The sequence below is a fragment of the Halococcus qingdaonensis genome, from assembly GCF_024508235.1.
GTDB classification, from domain to species: Archaea; Halobacteriota; Halobacteria; order Halobacteriales; family Halococcaceae; genus Halococcus; species Halococcus qingdaonensis.
In genome coordinates, this window is record NZ_CP101943.1 from 1,642,403 (window position 1) to 1,659,982 (window position 17,580).

Below are 17,580 nucleotides of genomic sequence, written 5' to 3' on the forward strand. Positions count from 1 at the left end.
CGACCAGGGCTGACGGCCTGGCGGATGCTACGGCCGTGATTCGATCTCGGTCATCTTCGTCGAGATCACCGGCACGGTCGCCGTCCGGACGACCTTCTCGACGATGGTGCCGAGCAGCGCGCCGAGCCGACCCTGATAGCCCGTGCCCATCACGATGGCATCGATCCCCTCGACGTCGGCGTATTTGACGATCTCCTCGTGTGGCGTGCCGCTTCTGAGTTCGGCGACGCACTCGACGCCGGCCTCGCTCGCCATGTCACTGACCTCGCTCGTAACGCGCTCGCCGTACCGTTCGTACTCCTCACGGATCTCCTCCTCGTCGTCCCTGAGCGAAAGGGTCCGTGGCACACCCGGGAGATCCATGACGTACAGCGTATGGACCGTCGCCCCGAGCGCGGTCGCGAGTTCGATACCGTGTTCGGCAGCCTTCCTGGCCTCGTCGCTTCCGTCCGTCGGGACGAGGATCCGGTCGTACATCCCTTGGTCACCTCTCCGCGGACGTTCAGCGGCGGAACACATAGCGTTTTGCATGAAATAGCTGCCGATACGACACGACAGAGCTCGATCCGTCGCCGGTTGTCTCGACGGTTACGTCGACCCAGCCTCGTCGTCCGTGGCGATCGCCGCGTCGTCATCCACGCTCTCGCCACGGACCGAACGCCCGAGTCGGCGGCCAACGATGACTGAGGGACTGATCACGTCGTCAGCACCGACGCGTTCGAGTTTGTCGGCGTGGCGATGGTCGCTTGCGACCGCGACGACCCGGATCTCGGGATTGGCCTGGCGGGCGGCGAGTACCGCGAGCGTGTCCTGTGCGTCGTCGTTCGTCGCAGCGACGACGCCGCTGGCCGTCTCGATACCGGCGTCGAGCAGCGACTGCTCGTCGGTCGGGTCTGCCGTCAGTACGTTGACATCCATCTCGTCGAGTTCGGCGGCCGTTTCCGTCTCCGGGGTCACCACGACGACATCGCTCGTCGCCACCAGCTCGTCGAGCAGCGATTCGGTGAGGTCGCCGTAGCCGAGCACCAGCACGTGATCGTCGAGCAGCGAGAGCTCCGTTGCGGTCATGGTTCCGAACGCGGCACTCAGCCGTGATTCGAGCGCCGGGACGACGAGCGAGCCCGACGCGACGGCGAACGTGCCCGCCCCGATGATGATCGCCGAGACCGTAAACAGTTTCGCCCCCTGCGTCGCCGGCGTCGCATCGCCGTAGCCGACCGTCGTCCCTGTGACGACGACGTAGTAGAGGGCGTCGATCAACGTCTCGATGCCATCGAACTGCCGGCGAAGCGCGTACGCACCGAGCGTGCCGTACAGCTGGCCCGCGACGAACGCGACAATGGCGGCGGTCTGAAACGCCGAGAGCTCGATCCGTCGATCGAACGCGTAGCGGTTGCGAACGACGATCGGCAACGTGAGGAGCGGCAGCACGAACAGGAGTGCATCAGTCGGCTCCGCCGTCACCAGCGCCACCAGCGACGACAGCGGGAGCACGACCAGTGCGCCATACCACGCGAGCCGCTTGCGACGCTGCAATCCGACCGCGACGCCGCCGAGGACGAACGCGAGGAGCAGCCCCGAGAGCAACACCACCTCGGCCACCCCGGCGGGAAACAGCGGCGCGAGCGGCCCGTCGAACGCCGCCGCCCCCTTGCTGAGATGGGAGAGGCCAGTGACGAACGCGAGAACGGCGACGGTGCCGACCAACAGAACTGCGGTTTTCGCCCCCGAGAATCGCCGCCAGTGGATGAACGGCACCCGATCGCTCCGATAGAACAGCTCGCGGAGCGCCGAGTCGAGCTCCGTTTCGGGGGAATCGCTCGCCATCCCACAGACGAGTGGTCGGCGATACATAAAAACTCCCGCGCTGTCAGCATCGATCCACGGAACAGCGATCTACCGGAAACGCGTCGCTCGCGTCCTACCCGATACGGCGACAGGATTATGCGTGCTTGTCGCCACCATGTGAGGTATGAGCATTCATGATGGCGGTGCGGTGGAGGCGGCCGTCCGGCGGCTGCTGGTCCCGCTGTGTGTGCTCTCGGGCGCGATCGTTGCTGCGGGCTTTTTCTTCCCGTCGTTCGTCGGCTCGGTCGTCGCCGGCGAGAGCTGGCTCGTCGTCTCGCTGCTGTTTTTCGGCTCCGGACTGGCCTACCTCGCCTTGCTCCCGCTCGACGACGGGAGCGACGGCGACGCGGGCTCGCGAACGCCGTACCTGCTCCGGGTCCGTCGGTCCGGCTGGGGCGACACGGCGAGAGGACTGTTCACACGGGTCCAGGGATTTCTCTCCCAACAGGATCCGATCACGTTCGGCGTGCCGGTGACGGCGTTCGTGCTCTTCTTCGTGGCCTGGTTCGCCGTCCCGACGGAGATGCAGGCCGTCGTCGGTGCCGTCGAGGGCATCCTGCTCCACGAGTTCGGCGCGCTGTTCCTCGGAGCGATGTTCCTCGCGGTCTGCTACTGTCTCTACCTGCTCGTCGGCCCTTGGGGCGAGGTCAGACTCGGCGGCCCGGACGCGAACCCGACGTACACCTACCCGACGTACTTCGCCATGTTCTTCACCGCGGGTATCGCCGCGGGCATCGTCTTCTGGGGACCCGCCGAGGCACTCTTTCACTACCGGGCACCGCCGCCGTTCGTCGACGTACCGGCGCGATCCGGCGGCGCTGCGGTCGGTGGACTCGCCTACGCGCTCTTTCACTACGGCTTCTCGGCCTGGAGCGCCTACCTCGTCATTGGCGTACCGATCGCGTACTTCGCCTACCAGCGGGGCGCACCGCTGCGTGTCTCGACGATCCTGACGCCGTTTCTCGGGGTCGATGGGCTCGACGGCTACTGGGCCAAACTCGTGGACGTCCTCGCGGTGTTCGCGACGATCGGCGGCGTCGCCACCTCCGTCGCGCTCGTCGGCCAGCAGTTCCTCGCGGGCAGCAACTACCAGTGGGGCGTTACCTATGGTGCGCTCGGCCCCGTCCTGTTTGTCGCCGGACTGACGATCATCACCGTCGTCTCGGCCGAAAGCGGCGTCGAACGTGGCATTCGGCGGCTCGCGGGCGTCACCGTTGTGCTCTTCGTGGTCTTCGCGGCGCTGCTGGTCGGCGTCGGTCCACGATCGGCGATGGTCGATACCGGGCTCGCCGCCGTCGGAACGTACGTCGCCGAGTTCGTCCCGATGAGTCTCTATCTCGGTAACGGGTTTATCGCCGCCGACTGGGTCGCCGAGTGGACGGTCTGGAACTGGTCGTGGTGGTTCTCGTGGGCACCCTTTGCCGGACTGTTCCTCGCAGCGCTCTCGAAGGGGCGGCGAGTCCGAACGGTAGTCCTCACGGGCGGCGTCGCCACCTCGCTCGCGACGGTCGTCTGGTTCGTCCTGCTCGGCAGCACGTCGCTGTCGCTCCAGCGATCGGGCACCGTCGACATCCTCGCCACCATCGAGCGCGCGGGCGGCTCCGAGGCCGTCGCCGGCTTCCCGCTGCTCGCGGCGCTCCCGCTCGGCCAACTGCTGCTGTTCGTCTTTCTCGCGCTCATCATCGTCTTCATCGTCACCTCCGCGGACACCTCGACGCTCGTCGTCTCGATTCTCGCGACCAAGCCCGACGTCGCACCCACGACCGGCTCGATCGTCTTCTGGGGCGTTCTCCAAGGGATCGTCGCCGTGGCCGTACTGCTCGTCGGTGGCGGCAACGCTCTCAAAACCGTCGCGGTGCTGACCGGCGGTCCGTTCGCCGTGCTGTCGGTGGTCGCACTGATCGGTCTGACCGTCGCCTTCCGCCGCGACGAGAGCGGCCATCCGTCGCTGCTCGACAAGGCCCGCTCGCCCGTCGGCGATCACGGGATCGGTGGACCGAGCGAAGTGCTCCGGCGCGAGAAGTGACGTCCATTGTATCGCATGTCAGTCGGGTTCAACCCCACGAGGGTTCGTCTGAAACCGAGTGAGTTGCCGCCGACCGTGATTTGGAGCTTGTCGCTTCAACCGGCCGTGTTTAATCGCATGACGGAAGTGGAATTTCCTGTTTTGCGGCCTGCTTGATGTTGTACACCGCACACATCAACGCGATCTCACGAAATTCTCGATACCATGTCCGCGCTCGCAGGGCGACGCCCAGCGAGCGCTTGACCGAGGAGAAGACGGTTTCTGACATGGAGCGCTGGTGGTAGAGATCGTCGTCAATTCGGGCGTTGTGGGCGTGATCGTAGGGCTTGTTGATGCAGTGCTTGATCAACGGTCGGAGGTCAAGATCCTCACGGAGGTACTCACGCAGCCACGTGCAGTCGTAGCCTTTGTCAGCAGTGAGGATCTGCAACTCGTCCGCCTGCCGGCGGGCGAGTTGCATGCAGATGTCGGCGTCACTTCCTTCTCTGGTGGTCGTACAGTGCAAATCGAGGATGACGTTTGTTTCTGCATCGACAAGTTTCGTGGCTTTGAGGCCCTGTACCTCGTATTTCGTCTTGTTGCAGTACGAGCGGCTCGCAGGCGAGCGCTCGAAGAACGTAGCGTCGATCGCTCCGATCGGCCCAGTGTTATGAAACTGCGCAGACTGCTGGAGAAGTGTTCGACAGACCGCCATCTCAATTCTATCGAAAGCGAGACATAACGTCGATGGATGCGGGAGATCGGCCGGCTCAAGGCCGATCTCCCGCGATATTCGTGGCATTTCCGTCAACACATCGATCGTCATCCGGTAGGTTGTATCGAGATAAATCCGGAGACAGTGGATGGATATCATCGCTGCATCGGTGAACCCGCCGCCACCTTCCGGGGCGGCGGGTTCGTCCCAATCATCGGCAACCCTTTTGACGGCGAAGACAACACGTTCGGTGAAGCGGAAGATTTGCGTTGACATACTTCGCCGTCTTCCGCTTCAACTCCGTCACTCTGGCGACCTGATCCGACGTTGTCTAGCGATTAAACACGGCCCTTCAACCCCACAAGGGTTCGTCTGAAACCTCGCGATACCACGGCACGCCCGTCGTGGAGGAGCCGCTTCAACCCCACAAGGGTTCGTCTGAAACCTCGGTCTTGATAAACTTGAAACTCCGTTCAAAGAGGCTTCAACCCCACAAGGAGTCGTCTGAAACACGGGCCACCTCAAGGCTTCGTACACCACGGAGCCGCGCTTCAACCCCACAAGGGTTCGTCTGAAACTCGCCGGCGACGTCGGTCTCGCCGGCCGCGAACGTGCTTCAACCCCACAAGGGTTCGTCTGAAACCGTGGTCGCCGGTGAGCGGCGCGACAGTCAGACCGTTCGCTTCAACCCCACAAGGGTTCGTCTGAAACTTTGCCCTTCCGGTTGACAACGATCTGCCCCTGGTCGCTTCAACCCCACAAGGGTTCGTCTGAAACGCGACCGTCGAGAGCATCGACCCGGTGGAGTTTGCCTGCTTCAACCCCACAAGGGTTCGTCTGAAACGATACGCATCGTATGGCCGCGAACCGCTCACATCGCTTCAACCCCACAAGGGTTCGTCTGAAACGACACAGCTCATCCGCGAGGCCAGCGGCGAGCAGATGGCTTCAACCCCACAAGGGTTCGTCTGAAACCGGCCACGAGGAGCGCAAGCACACGCTCATCGACACGCTTCAACCCCACAAGGGTTCGTCTGAAACCAGGCCATGATCGGCACGCGCAAACATCTCGACGATCTGCTTCAACCCCACAAGGGTTCGTCTGAAACCGGTGCCGTCCGACACGAACGTCGCGCGACGGTCGCTTCAACCCCACAAGGGTTCGTCTGAAACTCAGGACGATGTGAAGTTTGACAGCGGGCTGCGGGGGCTTCAACCCCACAAGGGTTCGTCTGAAACACCGACGACCACACTTCGGCGGGCTGGCTGACGCCGCTTCAACCCCACAAGGGTTCGTCTGAAACGCGAAAATCGCATCCCAGCGTCGTCGTGGAGTTTTTGCTTCAACCCCACAAGGGTTCGTCTGAAACATGTGCCGAAATACGGGACACAGAGCCGCTATTGACCGCTGTTGACTTAGTGTTTCCGTCGACTATCGATTTCGGTAAACGATCGGGGGGTCGATGGATAATCAGGTAAATCGGCTGCCCGGCTCGTCGCTATCACCCAGAACCGTACACTCGACGGCGGCTGAGACATCAGCTTCAAAGATGTACACGGAGTCCTCGGGAATGAGAACGGCATCGATCTCCTGTTTGATCCCGACGAGTTGTCCTTCGGTGATGTCACCGTGAAACACTGACTGCTGGAGATGTTCGAGTCGTTTTCGGAGGAGCTTTCGATAGACGTGCGTCCGTTCTGCTGGCACGTCGTAGGTCACGAGGACGAACACGCTACCACCACCGCTCGGTCGGACGATACGGCTCGCCCGTCAGGATGTGCTTTTTCAGGCTGTACACGTCGGTCTGGACGAGCGTCTTGTAGCTGACCTTCCGCTTGAGTCGAGGGTGCTCGACCGTGCGATCAAGCGTGTCCTCGTATTCCCCAAGCACGGTCAATCGTCCGTCCTCGGTGAGGAGACAGCCGTCGAGATCGGTCTCGAAGTCGTCCAGCCCCAGTTGCTGGCGGTTCACCAGCCGGAACAACACCCGATCGGCGAGGATAGGCTTGTAGATATCCGCGATATCGAGCGAGAGGGTGAACCGGCGCTCGCCGGGTTCGTGCATGAACCCGACGGTGGGATCGAGTGCGGTCTTCCTGATCGCGGAAACCGAGGTGGTATAGACCATCGAGTTGAGAAAGGAGATGAGCGCGTTCGTCTCGTTGGTCGGCGGGTTGTACTCTCGTCGCCCGAGCGTGAACGGTTCGCGCAGTATCTCGTCGAAACAGCTGTAGTACGTCTTTCGAGCCGTCGCCTCGACGCCACGCAGCGTGTCGACATCCTCGCATTCGGTGGCCTCGGTCTTCAGGTCGGCGAGCCGGTCGAGTGCATCCTCGAACGAGCGTCCACGCGAATCGTAGTAGACGAGGTTCGCGCGCATGTTGTGGATACTGGCGGCGATCAGCGATCGTGCGATGCCGAGACGTCGCTCAGCGTCGTCGTACGCTCGAACCTGCTCGACGACGGTGTTGCCCGAGAGATGGTCGCGCTTTGGAAGGTACGATCCGCGATAGTGGTCCTTCCAACCGAAGACGTGAACCGGCACGCCGTGCTCGTTGAGCAGGCCGAGCGCCCGCGTGTTGAACGTGATCTGTCCGTGGAGGTACAGCGTCCCGACGCTTTCGACGGGAAGATGCTTTGTTTCACCATCGAGGGTGTCGATTCTGAGCGTTCCCTCGCTGCGCGAGAGATCGCCATCGGCGAAGACGTGATGATTGTCCTTGGGCATGATTACAACCAGCAGATGTCCTGATACAGGCAGGCATCGCAGTACGATTTCTTCTCCAATTCCGGCGGCGCGTCGGCCTCCACGACCTCAACGATACCACCGATGGTCTCCTCGACTGCCGCAGCGTTCTCCTCGGTCAGTGTCACGTCCTCGCGTTTCCGTTCGGCTGGATACGCCAGCACGCCGTCGCGCTCGATATCGAGAATCCGGTCGAGATACCAGAGGTAGTACAACAGCTGCATCCGGGCCGGCGTTTCGAGCGTCGAGGACGCCTTCACCTCCATCACCTCGCCGGAGTCGAGCACGTCGAGTGCGATTCGCCCGTTGATCTGGAACGATTTGCGCTTGTCGCGGTAGCTCGTCTCGTCGATATGCGTCCCTCGCCGGATGTTCGCCGCATCGCGGTCGATGTCGATACCACGTGATGAAAACCAGAGTTCGCGCTTGCAGACGTGGTAGTACTGGACCATGAGGCCGGTAACGCGGACGAGCGGGTCACGGTGGGGCGATTGCTCGCGCTCGATGAACTCCTGAATGAGGTCGCTCTCGTCCTCGCCAGTCTCAATCGAGTTATCGCTCATATTCGAGTACCGAAACGTCGCTTGATCCGATCCCCGTTCTCGGCTCTGAACCCACCCACATCGAGACCTCCTCTCTACCCCCGTCTCCGACAATACGGCAAGCCATCGAAACCATCATATCACCGTGAATCGCCCAGCGAGGGCGTCATCGGTTCCCCGGAGACCACCGGATTCGAGTCCGTATTCGATTCCACTCTCGCCCGTGTATCGAAACACCTGAGCACCGTCCTCGTCCCGTTCTCGGTGATCGATCCGCGGGATAGCAGGTGCCTCATCCATCGTCCGTACCGGAAGAGAAACTCGCAACTGTGACGCATCGTCAAGCTTCGAGTATCCCCACCGCTCGTTGATCGTGAACGCTTCGGTGATGTCGTCGAGTCGCTCAATGTCGGCGTCAGTCACCGCGACGAGTACGTCCACGGTTTCGTAGCCGCCGATCAGTGATCGGCGCGAGAGCCAGCGCGCCTTCGCGGTGTCGATGTGGTCACGGATTTCCGTGCTCGCCACGGATTTCTCCGCAAGCGCCTCGAAGTACGCATCGACAGCGTGCCGGGAGATTTCCACATCGGCAATATCCTGCGTCGCACTGACATCAGCAAGGACGTCCGAGATGAGCCGGAGATGTCCTGGGATTCCGGCGTCTTGTGACCTCCGTTCGTAGACGTACTCTGCGGGTGGTGTCTCGGTTGGCGTCGCGGGCGTCTCCTCCTCTGGGTCCGCGAGCGTCCAGACGACGACACGACCGCCATTACGTCCCCACTCGTACGATCGATTACAGCGTCCAGCGGCCTGAACGATGCTGTCGAGTGGCGCGATGTCACGGAACACCGTTTCGAAACTCACGTCGACGCCTGCCTCGATCGCCTGCGTCGAGACGCAAGCGAAACGAACCGGTGCTGTCGAGAGATGTTCCACCAGGCGGATGAGAACCCGGCGGTCGAACGGTCGATACCTAGAATTGAACGTCAGGACGAACAGCGGTGCGTCTCCTGATGTCGTCCACGAATCATTTTCGTCTTCAGGTGGTGTGAGCCCCGCGGAAGCGAGGACGCTCCGGGCGAGTGCTTTCGAGGAGATTGTCGGCTCCGACGCATCGACATTCTCCGCTTCGAGACGGTCTCGAACGACGGGGCCGAGATGGACGCAGTCGGGAGTTTCGGCGATAGTCTCGGTGAGCTGTGCCGAACTCCCGATCGTGTTGCAGACTGCAAGCGCCGATCCCTCGTCACCGATCCGGTCAAGGATGCGCGTCGTGGCGTCCTCGTAGCCCATGAACGTGGTCTCGGCATCGAGTCGATGAGCGAGCGCCGTCTCGTCAAGCGTGTATCGAACCCGTTCGGCACGATCGAAATAATCGGTCTCCGTTGCCGGTGGAAGTTTCGTGTCGTAGTCCACCCGTTGACGACACATCTCGCAGTCGTCCGGCTCGTGATCCCGGCCAGTTCTGAGGAGTGACACGGTATCTAACTCGCGGAGCACCGATGGTTGCGTCGCCGTCATCGAGATGACCCGCGCGTCGAACTCGCTGGTCAGCGTGTCGAGCAGTCGCGGGATCGCATCCCACCAGTCCTTCGGGATGGCCTGTGGCTCGTCGAGGATGACGAGCGCGGAATCGAGCGCCGGAAGTTTCAATCCCTGACGATTCGATGGGCCGGTCAGACTCTCGAACAACTGGACGAACGTCGTCAGGATCGTTCCGTCCCGCCACGCCTCGCCCAGTAGTCCCGCTTGCTCGTCGCCGTCCGTGTCGTCGACGTCCGATTCCGCGTGCTCACCGTGAACGACTACCGTCTCGCTGAGGTAATGGTGGACGGTGAGCGCCGATCGCGTCGGGTCGGCACCCCAGAGGTCCGGGTCCTCGAAGAGTTCGCGCATCTGCTCGATGATGCTCGTGTACGGAAGCGCGTAGATCAGGGGTCGTGGATGCCCTCTATCGTCCCGCGAATCGAGGATATCGCGCGCCTCGAATCCACCGGACAGACCGGTGAATGTCTTTCCCAACCCCGTCGGCAGGGTCAGCGTTGCGATGGAGGAAGCGTCACCGTCAAGCCACTCGTGAACTCCCCGAGTCGCTTGACGGCGTGCCCGCTCGCGTTCGTCGTTCAGCGCCGCCACACGTTCGTCGTTCGACGGTGTGGCTCGCAACTCGGCGATGTGGTCTTCGAGGGTTTCCTTGTCGAGCGTCTCGAACCCGAACAGTTCCTCGTCCGGGATGATCATGGCGTGGCTCTTGTCCGCGAGCGTGAGCGACGCCCAGTAGTGAAGCGTTCGATCGTACAGTTCCGAGGGCAGATGCGCCGACGACGAGCGTCGGCCAGTCAACTCTTCCTCGGTCGCTAGGGCGTACAGGTCGTCGAGAACCACACCGTTGCACGCCCACTCGTAGAATCCATTCCACGACAACGACGTGCCCGGCGAGAGGTCTGTGTTAGAAGTTGCCATTCCGAAGAACTCGTCCGCGCCGTCGGGCCACGTCTCGTCGATAGCATCAAGTTGCGCACGGATCACGTCGCCATCGAACGCTTCCGCGAGTGTTTCCGCCGTGTACTCGGCAGCATTCGGCAACGCCTGATGGTGTCGTGCGACTGCGAGGGTTGCGGCGAGACGGTCACGTTCGGATGCACCGATGCGATCTAGAACGAACCACGTTGCGAGTGCTCCGAGGCGTGCGTGATTCTTCTCGGCATCGGGGCCGGTGTGCGTCTCCTCTGGCCGGATATACGCCTGAAACTGCGGCGTCGCCTTTCCAAAGTCGTGCATCGTCGCTGCCGCCCAGAGGTTTCGTTCCCGTTCGGAGGAATCGTCGAACAGTGTCGTTGCTCGCTCGGGAACGACGGTGCTGTGAGCAGTGAGCAACAAATGTCTTTCTTCGGTTGTCTGCTCCGATGGGTGATGACGCTCCTCTTCGTCGGACGCGGGGTGGGAAATAAGTGGTAGTTCCATAGTGCTGAGAAGTGTTATCGAAAGACGACCGTTCGACCGTCGACGTTGACCGGCGTTACCTCCGCGGAGGACGCTACCCGAACGTTCGCGTCCGCCGCCTGGGTGTGGACGTAGTCATCGAAGCGGGTAGTCCGCCGCCCACCGGGCGTCGCCTCCATCACGGCAGGAGAGCGCTCGATACGGTACGTGACCCTACTCTGAGGGATTGCTTCCGAGAGCGATATCGGCACGATGGAGTCGATATCGTACTGATCACGCTGCTCGACGGACGATGGTACGACATCTACTTCGACGTCCTCAATCGAACAGAGGTACTCCGATTTTCCGAGGCTCGGTGGATAATGCGATGTGCCACTAACGAGATGGTCTTGAAGCGTCTCGTAGTAGTCCTCGTCTTCGAGCGCTACGTCGATCCGGTACGCCGGATCGGCGAGCACCTCGTATGCGTGCAGTTGGCGGTCGCCGCCGGTATCCTGATATGTGAGCGCGTAACTTCGACGGCTTCCAGCTGTTCTCGTGACTGACTGATCCGGGTCGGTCCCCAGTCCTGTCGTCGGAATGTTTACGGTTCGCAGGTCCGTGAGCGCGGTAATGGCGATTGCGGACGTGTCGGCGGCGAACACGTCGTAGTAGGAGTCGCGGTCGCTGCCGACGATAGCCGCGAGCAGTCCCGCGACGGTGGTCCGCGGTGGTATCCGGTAGGTTTGCTTCGTGACGCTACGACCGACACGCTTGAAGTGACCCCACGCCGACCGCACCGTCAACGAGAGACACTTGTCGGGAACACCGTTGGCGTCGATGGTTGGTGACATTAGTGGGAGCTGATAGAACGTTGCCGGTCACTCCGCGAGGTCACGCTCGCCGAGAACATCGATTGGCTCGACACTGTGTCCCTCGGAATCGAGTACATCACCGAAATCGCTCGCCTTGCACGTCGTTTCATCGCATTCGAGCGTGAGATACTCGTCCCCAACAACATGGATCGTCTCGATACGGTCTCGTGCGTTCTTCAGTGCGTCCACGAGGTCGGTCACGTCGAGGACGACATCCCGTATCGAGCGGAGCGGCTCCTCGCTCTCCGCTGATAGCGAGACGAGGTTCTGCAATCCACCAACGTGGTAGTTCTTGCTCTATTGAAAACGACACACGGCGTCGGGATTGTTCGGTATTGGTTTGAGGAGATGAAGCCGAAGAGTCGGATATGGCAATCGTTCTCCTCGACTTCGTTGAGAAGGCACTACGCGTAGCGAAACAAGCGTTGGGGAAGCACGCGGGGAAGCCCGAATCAGGCGGGCTTCCCCGCGAGGCGCACATCGTCGCTCACTGTATTCGGAAGGAAGAAGGCCACACCTTCACCGAACTTGTTGATCGGATCGGTCTCATGCCTGAGGTGTGCGATCTCCTCGGACTCCATACAGACGCGCTGCCTGATCCGACCACGTTCTACCATTCGATTGATCGGTACGCGATGTACGTCTGGCGGGCGTTGCTGCGCACTTCGGCGCAGCAACTCCGCCAATCTGGTCATGTGGCACTGGACAGTACGTTCTTCGAACGCAAGCAGGCCTCTCAGTACTATCTCCAGCGAAGCGGCCGCACCGTCAAGACGATCAAGGCGACGACGCTGACCGATACAGAGTCGCTTGCAGTGCTGGACGTCCATTGCTGTATTGAGCGTGAACACGACACGAAGGCTGGCCCGCGGGTCGTCCGCAGGAACGCGGACGACCTGCGGTCAGTCGCTGCTGACAACGGGTTCCAAGACTGGCACACCGAATACGAAATCGCTGCGTTAGACGTTGAGTACCTTGTTCACCATCAAGGATCGAGACCGATGGCCGTTGCGAATAACGCGCTCATCCGAGCGAAGGGCTACACCCAGCGATGGATGTCCGAGACGTCTTATTCGACGGTCAAGCGAACGCAGGACTCCGCCCTGCGTTCGCGATTCTGGTATCGCCAGTTTCGTGAGATCGTTCTTCTGTTCGCGCTCAACAATATCAAGAAACTCGCCAAGACGCTATGATCGTACTCCCGTACCGCATTTTCAATAGAGCAGTAGTTCTCTGCCTCGTATTCCGGACGCACGTACAGGCGCGGCGCTTGCCCGAGTTTCGAGCGGGAGGTCGTCTGGTTTTTCAGTGCGCGCCAGCACAGCGAATCGAGCCGCTTGACGTCCTCTTCGGTGAGGTTCGTCGCCTCTGCACCATTGTTGTCCACGAGTCCCCAGAATGGGTAGATGCCGTACTTGATGCGCTTGTCGTCGAGGTCGAAACCACCCTGTCGTGCCTCCTCACCGGTGGAAATGACGCTGGTGAGCGAGTCGTACTCCTCGTTGTCCTCGACCTCGTTCAGCGACTTCGCCGGAAGGAATTGCACCGGCCCCTGGTACTGACTTGGTAGTGCGCTACTGAGTGCTTGGCGGAGTCGTTCGTCTTCCTCCTCGTCGCTAGACTCGAAACTGAGCGTCGCGCCGAAGTACCGGACGTCAGTCGCTGTATCGAGGAATCGTTCGCCGATGTCCTCGATATCCTCAATATCGTCGGCGTCGTCGACCTCTTCGAGGACGTCCAGCGCGAGCGTCGTTCGAGGTCGGGCATCGCCGTCGAGTTTCTTCACGTAGATGTCGAAGCCGTCGTCAAGCAACTGATCCCGGAGGTAGCGCTTGAGACGGACGTCGGTGATGATTCCCTTCCCCGTGTCCGGGTCACGCCGCGGTCGATTGTCGCCGATGGGGTTGCCATTTGGATTGCAGTCCTGTGCGTCGTAGACGAACAGCATCTCGGATCGGTTGAGCGTCATGGGTGGATGTCGTGTGTTGGATTAGTTCGCGGGCGCTTCGGCGGTCGTATCGGATGAACCGTCATTGGTCTCCTGGAGGTCGAACGCGTTCGGCATCGACCGACGACCGTGTGCGTGACCGAGGACATAGGCGAACTGGAGGTCGCGCTTGTCGATGTCCCAGTCGGTTGGCATCTGCTTGGTCGTATCGAGCAACCGGTCTACTGTCTCCGGGAACAGGATGTCGGAGTCGTACTCCGAATCGAACGCGTACACCTTCGCTTGTTCCAGTGCCGACTTCACTGCGTGTTCGAGACCGTTTTTCGTGAGTTGGTCGCCGCGCGTTTTCGAGTCGAGCGGACGACCGATATCGCGCGTGTGCTCCTGGTGCCAACTCACCTGGCCGACGAGCACGCCCGCGAGTGCGGTGGCTCTTCGCTCGTCGTTTTCGATGAACAGCGGTCGGTCGAGGAACGATTCGAGTCGGTACTCGCGGATGGCCGCGAGGTCCGAGAGGTCGGTGTCCGTGTCGTCGATGGTATGTGTCATAGTGTGTGTATCAGCAGGTTCGACTGGCGCGTCGAGGCCGTCGAGCAGGCCTGCACGCGACAGTGATTCGAGGTGGATGAGTTGCTGTACGACCACCTGGTGTGGAACCGGATCGTCGCCGTCGAACTCGTCGCCGAAGCGCTGCATGTACTCCTCGAACAGCATCGACGCATCGAGCGGCGTCCCGGCAATGAGTCGGTGGTCGACGACGCGGCGGAAGTCGTCGCCAGCCTCGTCGCGGTAGGCGAATGCAGCGTCGGTGAACTCGTGGCCGACGATCCGACCGAACGCGACGTTCCGTGCGGTGTCCGTCTCGTCGGGCAAATCGAGCAGATCCCAGTTGTCGTACTCGGCGAACCCTCCTGCCTCGGGATCAAGTGTCGGGCCGTGAACCGTGTCCACGAGCGCCGCCGCGAGCTCGGAAACCCAGTAGACGGTCGCGGCTGGCTCCTCGGCGATGACGTTCTTGTCGTCGCTGATCGGGAGCGATACCGTGTAGAAACGGAGCTCACGTTCGCCGAGATCCCGAATTTCTTCGTCTTCGTTCTCCTGGATTTGATACGTGACCCGAGCCATCGGAGCGTTCGACGCGTCCGTGTGATCGCTGTCGGGATCGAGCGATTGGACGGCTCGGTATAGTGTCTCGGCTTTCAGTGGCGTGAACTCTCCCGCAAAGTACGGTATCGCGTACGTCTCCGTCCCGCCGCGACGGAAGACACATCGATCGATGAGATCCTGGCCCTTGCTGAACAACATCGCGACATCGTCGCTGACCGGATAGTTCCGCCACGATTGATCGCGTCGGAGACCTGGCTGTGCGTCCGGATGCTTGACCGAGAAGATTCCCAGCGGGCTCTCGGGTGTACCGACGACCCGTTCCATCTCACCGGTCACGACGCCGACCGCTTCGCCTTCGGAGGCGGGACCGGAGTCGATGTTCTTGTCCGTCGCGTTGGCCGTCGCGTATCGACGCATCGCCGTGTCGAGTACGTCGAGGTCGGCAGGCCAGAACCGTCGCACGTCATCGGCATCCGAGATTTCGAGGTTCGATCCGTCGATTCGACAGCGAACGGTCATCACTGTCGGAACGGAATCATCGACGGATAGCAACGACTCGATGTCGTTGCTGATCCGTTCTAACGGCTCGCCGTCCTTGTCGAAAATCTCTGCAAGCCGTTCAATGATCCAACCATCTGGGTGGCTACCTTCCCCGGTTAGTGTCTGTATGCTATCCTGGGTTGGCCAACCAGCCAGCTTTCCAAGAGGACCATACTGGGTATCGGTTACACCACTTGCATCATTTCCCGTCTTTGAGCCTATCTGGGTGATGCTATACTTTGACCCCTGTCCCGAGGACTTGTGTGAATAGGCAAGCCGCGGAACATCGTCCGCGCGCAGCGCATCGACGTTAAGGTCAACGTACGCGGGTTCCACACCAGTTAGATCCACGTCGATAACGATGAGCCGTCCATCGTCGACGAATGGATCGAGTTTGCTTGGTGTTCCATAGGCTCTGTTGAATCACTAGACGGCGTCGGGATCGGTCGCTAGATCAAAGGCATTGAAGCGAGAGACTTGCGTTGTCCATGACCCAAATCTCTCGCTTCACCGAGCGATGCGTCTTGGTCGCACAAAGAGTTACTGGCGATGGAAGCGAATCCGCCGCCCCGAACGGTGGCGGCGGATTCGCCGATTACGCCCTCGTTTCCCTGCATTGTCTCCGGATTTACCTCGATACGTCCTACCGCATGACCATCGATCTGCTGAAGGAGATGCCACAAATAACCCGGGAGATCGGCCTTGACGCGGCCGATCTCCCTGCACCGTCGACGTTGTGTAAAGCACTCGACCGAATCGAGATGAGCCTCTGTCGAGTGCTACTGCGCCAGTCGGCGCAGTTGCACGATCCGTCCAAACACGCTGCTCTCGACGCCACGTTCTACGACCGAGACCGCGCAAGCCGCCACTACTGCCAGCGCACGAACTACCGCGTGCAGACGCTTAAAGTCACGAAACTCGTCGATACAGAATCCCAAGCCGTCCTCGACGTTCACTGTTCGACCACACTCAAAGGAAGTGACGCCGACCTCTGCGAGCAGATCGCCCGCCGGAATGCGGGCGATCTGCGGACTCTCACTGCGGACAAAGGCTACGACAAGACCGCTCTCCGCGAACGGCTGCGTGAACTCGAGATCCGCCCGCTCATCAAGCACTGCATCCGCGCACCGTACGACCACGCCCATAACGCCCGAATCGACGCGGATCTCTACGCACAGCGGTCGATGACCGAAACCGTGAATTCGGCCGTCAAGCGCTCGCTCGGCTACGCCGTGCGAGCGCGTACCTGGTTCCGTGAGTTTCGAGAGATTGCCCTGATGTGTATCGTCTACAACATCAAACGAGCAGTGAAACAGTGAATTCCATCGCCTTATGGCGATTCAACAGAGCCGTTCCATACAGAGACCCACCGCTTTCGGCCACAGCCAGCACGCCGTACAGCGCCATGACGTCCTCCAGGCTGGCCGGTGGTCGGTCGTGCCAGTAGTCCGCGATGGCGTCGGCGAAGTCCTCGCGCGTGGGGCCACTCATGTCGATTCCATCCGAGGTGGTGTTTTCTCGGTGATGTTCACGAATCCGAAGCCTAGCGAGTTGCGCTCGCCGATGCCACAATCCAGTGCGAGATTCAGATGCCGACGATGATGGTCGTCGCGCACCCGATAGCCGAGTCGCCACTTGCTCACGACGTAGGTCATCTCCTCGCCCTCGGTTACCGTCACCGGGAGCGCGAACGTCTTGATCAGTTCGTAGCTCTCGAACAGTTCGCCGTCGCGATCGCTCGGGCCGGGTAGATGGTCGGGCGCGAACCGACCGTGTTTCTTGTCGAGGTTCGCCACGATCTGGTTGCGGAACGGTTCCATCGTCATCTCCGGCCGCCAGAACGTCGCGTTGTCGCCGTAATCGCCCTCGATCCCGTACTCCTCGCGTCGCCACGGCGGAATCCGCACCACTACTCCCGTGCCGGTCTCGATCACGCCCGAAGAGCCCGGCTCCCCCACGTCGGGTGCGAGCGCCGAGAGATCCTCGACCCGGTAGGGCATCTCGCCGATATTGAGCTCCGGCTCCGTCCGGAGATCGCGCGCGACGTGGGTCAACAGTTCCTCGTGGGGCGAGGCGACCAACAGCGTGCGCTCGTCACCCTCCTCCATATCGCCCGGCGGGAATGGGTTCGAGTAGGTGAACCCCGGCGGGTCGTTCCCGTCGTGGCGCTCCTCGAACTCGGTGCCCTCCAGCGCACGCCAGAGCCGTCCCCGGAGTTTGTGATGGTAGGCGTTGTCGTAGGCAGCGTCCGCGCGCACGCGCAATCTGGCTAACACCCGCACCCGTATCCCCCCGATCGATATCGCCGAATCATGATCCGCCACCAGTCGG

General features: G+C 61.3%; 15 protein-coding genes, 1 pseudogene and 1 CRISPR repeat array. Of the genes and pseudogenes, 3 read left to right on the top strand and 13 right to left on the bottom strand.

Annotated features, from left to right (window positions below):
* Positions 1-27: 27 nt before the first annotated feature.
* Positions 28-477 carry a universal stress protein gene (locus tag NO363_RS08460; protein WP_256684382.1) on the bottom strand — a complete coding sequence of 150 codons (450 nt, stop codon included), beginning with the start codon at positions 475-477 and terminating at the stop codon, positions 28-30.
* Positions 478-588: 111 nt separating this feature from the next.
* Positions 589-1,827, bottom strand: coding sequence for an NAD-binding protein (locus tag NO363_RS08465; RefSeq protein ID WP_256684383.1), 1,239 nt, complete (start codon positions 1,825-1,827; stop codon positions 589-591).
* A 145-nt stretch (positions 1,828-1,972) separates the two neighbouring features.
* Between NO363_RS08465 and NO363_RS08470 the strand changes: the two genes are divergently transcribed.
* Complete coding sequence (locus NO363_RS08470; RefSeq protein WP_256684384.1) at positions 1,973-3,874, top strand: BCCT family transporter; 1,902 nt, start codon at positions 1,973-1,975, stop codon at positions 3,872-3,874.
* Between the two features lie 109 nt (positions 3,875-3,983).
* Here the strand turns inward: NO363_RS08470 and NO363_RS08475 are convergent, their stop codons facing one another.
* From NO363_RS08475 to NO363_RS08505, 7 genes are all read right to left on the bottom strand, one after another.
* The gene (locus tag NO363_RS08475) at positions 3,984-4,844 is read right to left on the bottom strand and encodes an IS5 family transposase (RefSeq protein WP_256684385.1); all 861 of its coding nucleotides are present in this window, start codon (positions 4,842-4,844) and stop codon (positions 3,984-3,986) included.
* Between the two features lie 73 nt (positions 4,845-4,917).
* Positions 4,918-5,938: a CRISPR direct-repeat array (repeat unit 30 nt; unit sequence GCTTCAACCCCACAAGGGTTCGTCTGAAAC).
* A 101-nt stretch (positions 5,939-6,039) separates the two neighbouring features.
* On the bottom strand, positions 6,040-6,300 hold the full coding sequence (cas2, locus tag NO363_RS08480) for a CRISPR-associated endonuclease Cas2 (protein WP_256684387.1): 261 nt from the start codon (positions 6,298-6,300) through the stop codon (positions 6,040-6,042).
* Between the two features lies 1 nt (position 6,301).
* A complete protein-coding gene (gene cas1b, locus NO363_RS08485; protein WP_256684388.1) occupies positions 6,302-7,297 on the bottom strand; it encodes a type I-B CRISPR-associated endonuclease Cas1b in 996 nt (331 codons plus the stop codon).
* A gap of 2 nt (positions 7,298-7,299) precedes the next feature.
* On the bottom strand, positions 7,300-7,878 hold the full coding sequence (gene cas4 / locus NO363_RS08490; RefSeq protein ID WP_256684389.1) for a CRISPR-associated protein Cas4: 579 nt from the start codon (positions 7,876-7,878) through the stop codon (positions 7,300-7,302).
* A 114-nt stretch (positions 7,879-7,992) separates the two neighbouring features.
* On the bottom strand, positions 7,993-10,821 hold the full coding sequence (locus tag NO363_RS08495; RefSeq protein WP_256684390.1) for a CRISPR-associated endonuclease Cas3'': 2,829 nt from the start codon (positions 10,819-10,821) through the stop codon (positions 7,993-7,995).
* 14 nt (positions 10,822-10,835) lie between these two features.
* Positions 10,836-11,633 carry a type I-B CRISPR-associated protein Cas5b gene (cas5b, locus tag NO363_RS08500; protein WP_256684392.1) on the bottom strand — a complete coding sequence of 266 codons (798 nt, stop codon included), beginning with the start codon at positions 11,631-11,633 and terminating at the stop codon, positions 10,836-10,838.
* A gap of 27 nt (positions 11,634-11,660) precedes the next feature.
* Positions 11,661-11,927: a hypothetical protein gene (locus tag NO363_RS08505; protein ID WP_256684394.1), complete on the bottom strand. Its 267-nt coding sequence runs from the start codon at positions 11,925-11,927 to the stop codon at positions 11,661-11,663.
* Between the two features lie 95 nt (positions 11,928-12,022).
* Between NO363_RS08505 and NO363_RS08510 the strand changes: the two genes are divergently transcribed.
* A complete protein-coding gene (locus tag NO363_RS08510) occupies positions 12,023-12,847 on the top strand; it encodes a transposase (RefSeq protein ID WP_256684396.1) in 825 nt (274 codons plus the stop codon).
* A gap of 32 nt (positions 12,848-12,879) precedes the next feature.
* Here NO363_RS08510 and cas7b read toward each other — a convergent pair.
* Positions 12,880-13,623, bottom strand: a pseudogene (gene cas7b / locus NO363_RS08515) (type I-B CRISPR-associated protein Cas7/Csh2); the annotation flags it as partial.
* Between the two features lie 21 nt (positions 13,624-13,644).
* Positions 13,645-15,228 carry a type I-B CRISPR-associated protein Cas8b/Csh1 gene (cas8b, locus tag NO363_RS08520; RefSeq protein ID WP_256684397.1) on the bottom strand — a complete coding sequence of 528 codons (1,584 nt, stop codon included), beginning with the start codon at positions 15,226-15,228 and terminating at the stop codon, positions 13,645-13,647.
* A gap of 509 nt (positions 15,229-15,737) precedes the next feature.
* Here cas8b and NO363_RS08525 point away from each other — a divergent pair.
* A complete protein-coding gene (locus tag NO363_RS08525) occupies positions 15,738-16,568 on the top strand; it encodes an IS5 family transposase (RefSeq protein WP_256684399.1) in 831 nt (276 codons plus the stop codon).
* Here the strand turns inward: NO363_RS08525 and NO363_RS08530 are convergent.
* Both NO363_RS08530 and cas6 read right to left on the bottom strand, forming a co-directional pair.
* Positions 16,546-16,740 carry a hypothetical protein gene (locus NO363_RS08530; protein WP_256684401.1) on the bottom strand — a complete coding sequence of 65 codons (195 nt, stop codon included), beginning with the start codon at positions 16,738-16,740 and terminating at the stop codon, positions 16,546-16,548. The two genes, NO363_RS08525 and NO363_RS08530, sit on opposite strands and share 23 nt — an antisense overlap.
* A complete protein-coding gene (gene cas6 / locus NO363_RS08535) occupies positions 16,737-17,531 on the bottom strand; it encodes a CRISPR-associated endoribonuclease Cas6 (RefSeq protein ID WP_256684403.1) in 795 nt (264 codons plus the stop codon). Before cas6 ends, NO363_RS08530 begins: the two co-directional genes overlap by 4 nt.
* Positions 17,532-17,580 lie beyond the last annotated feature (49 nt).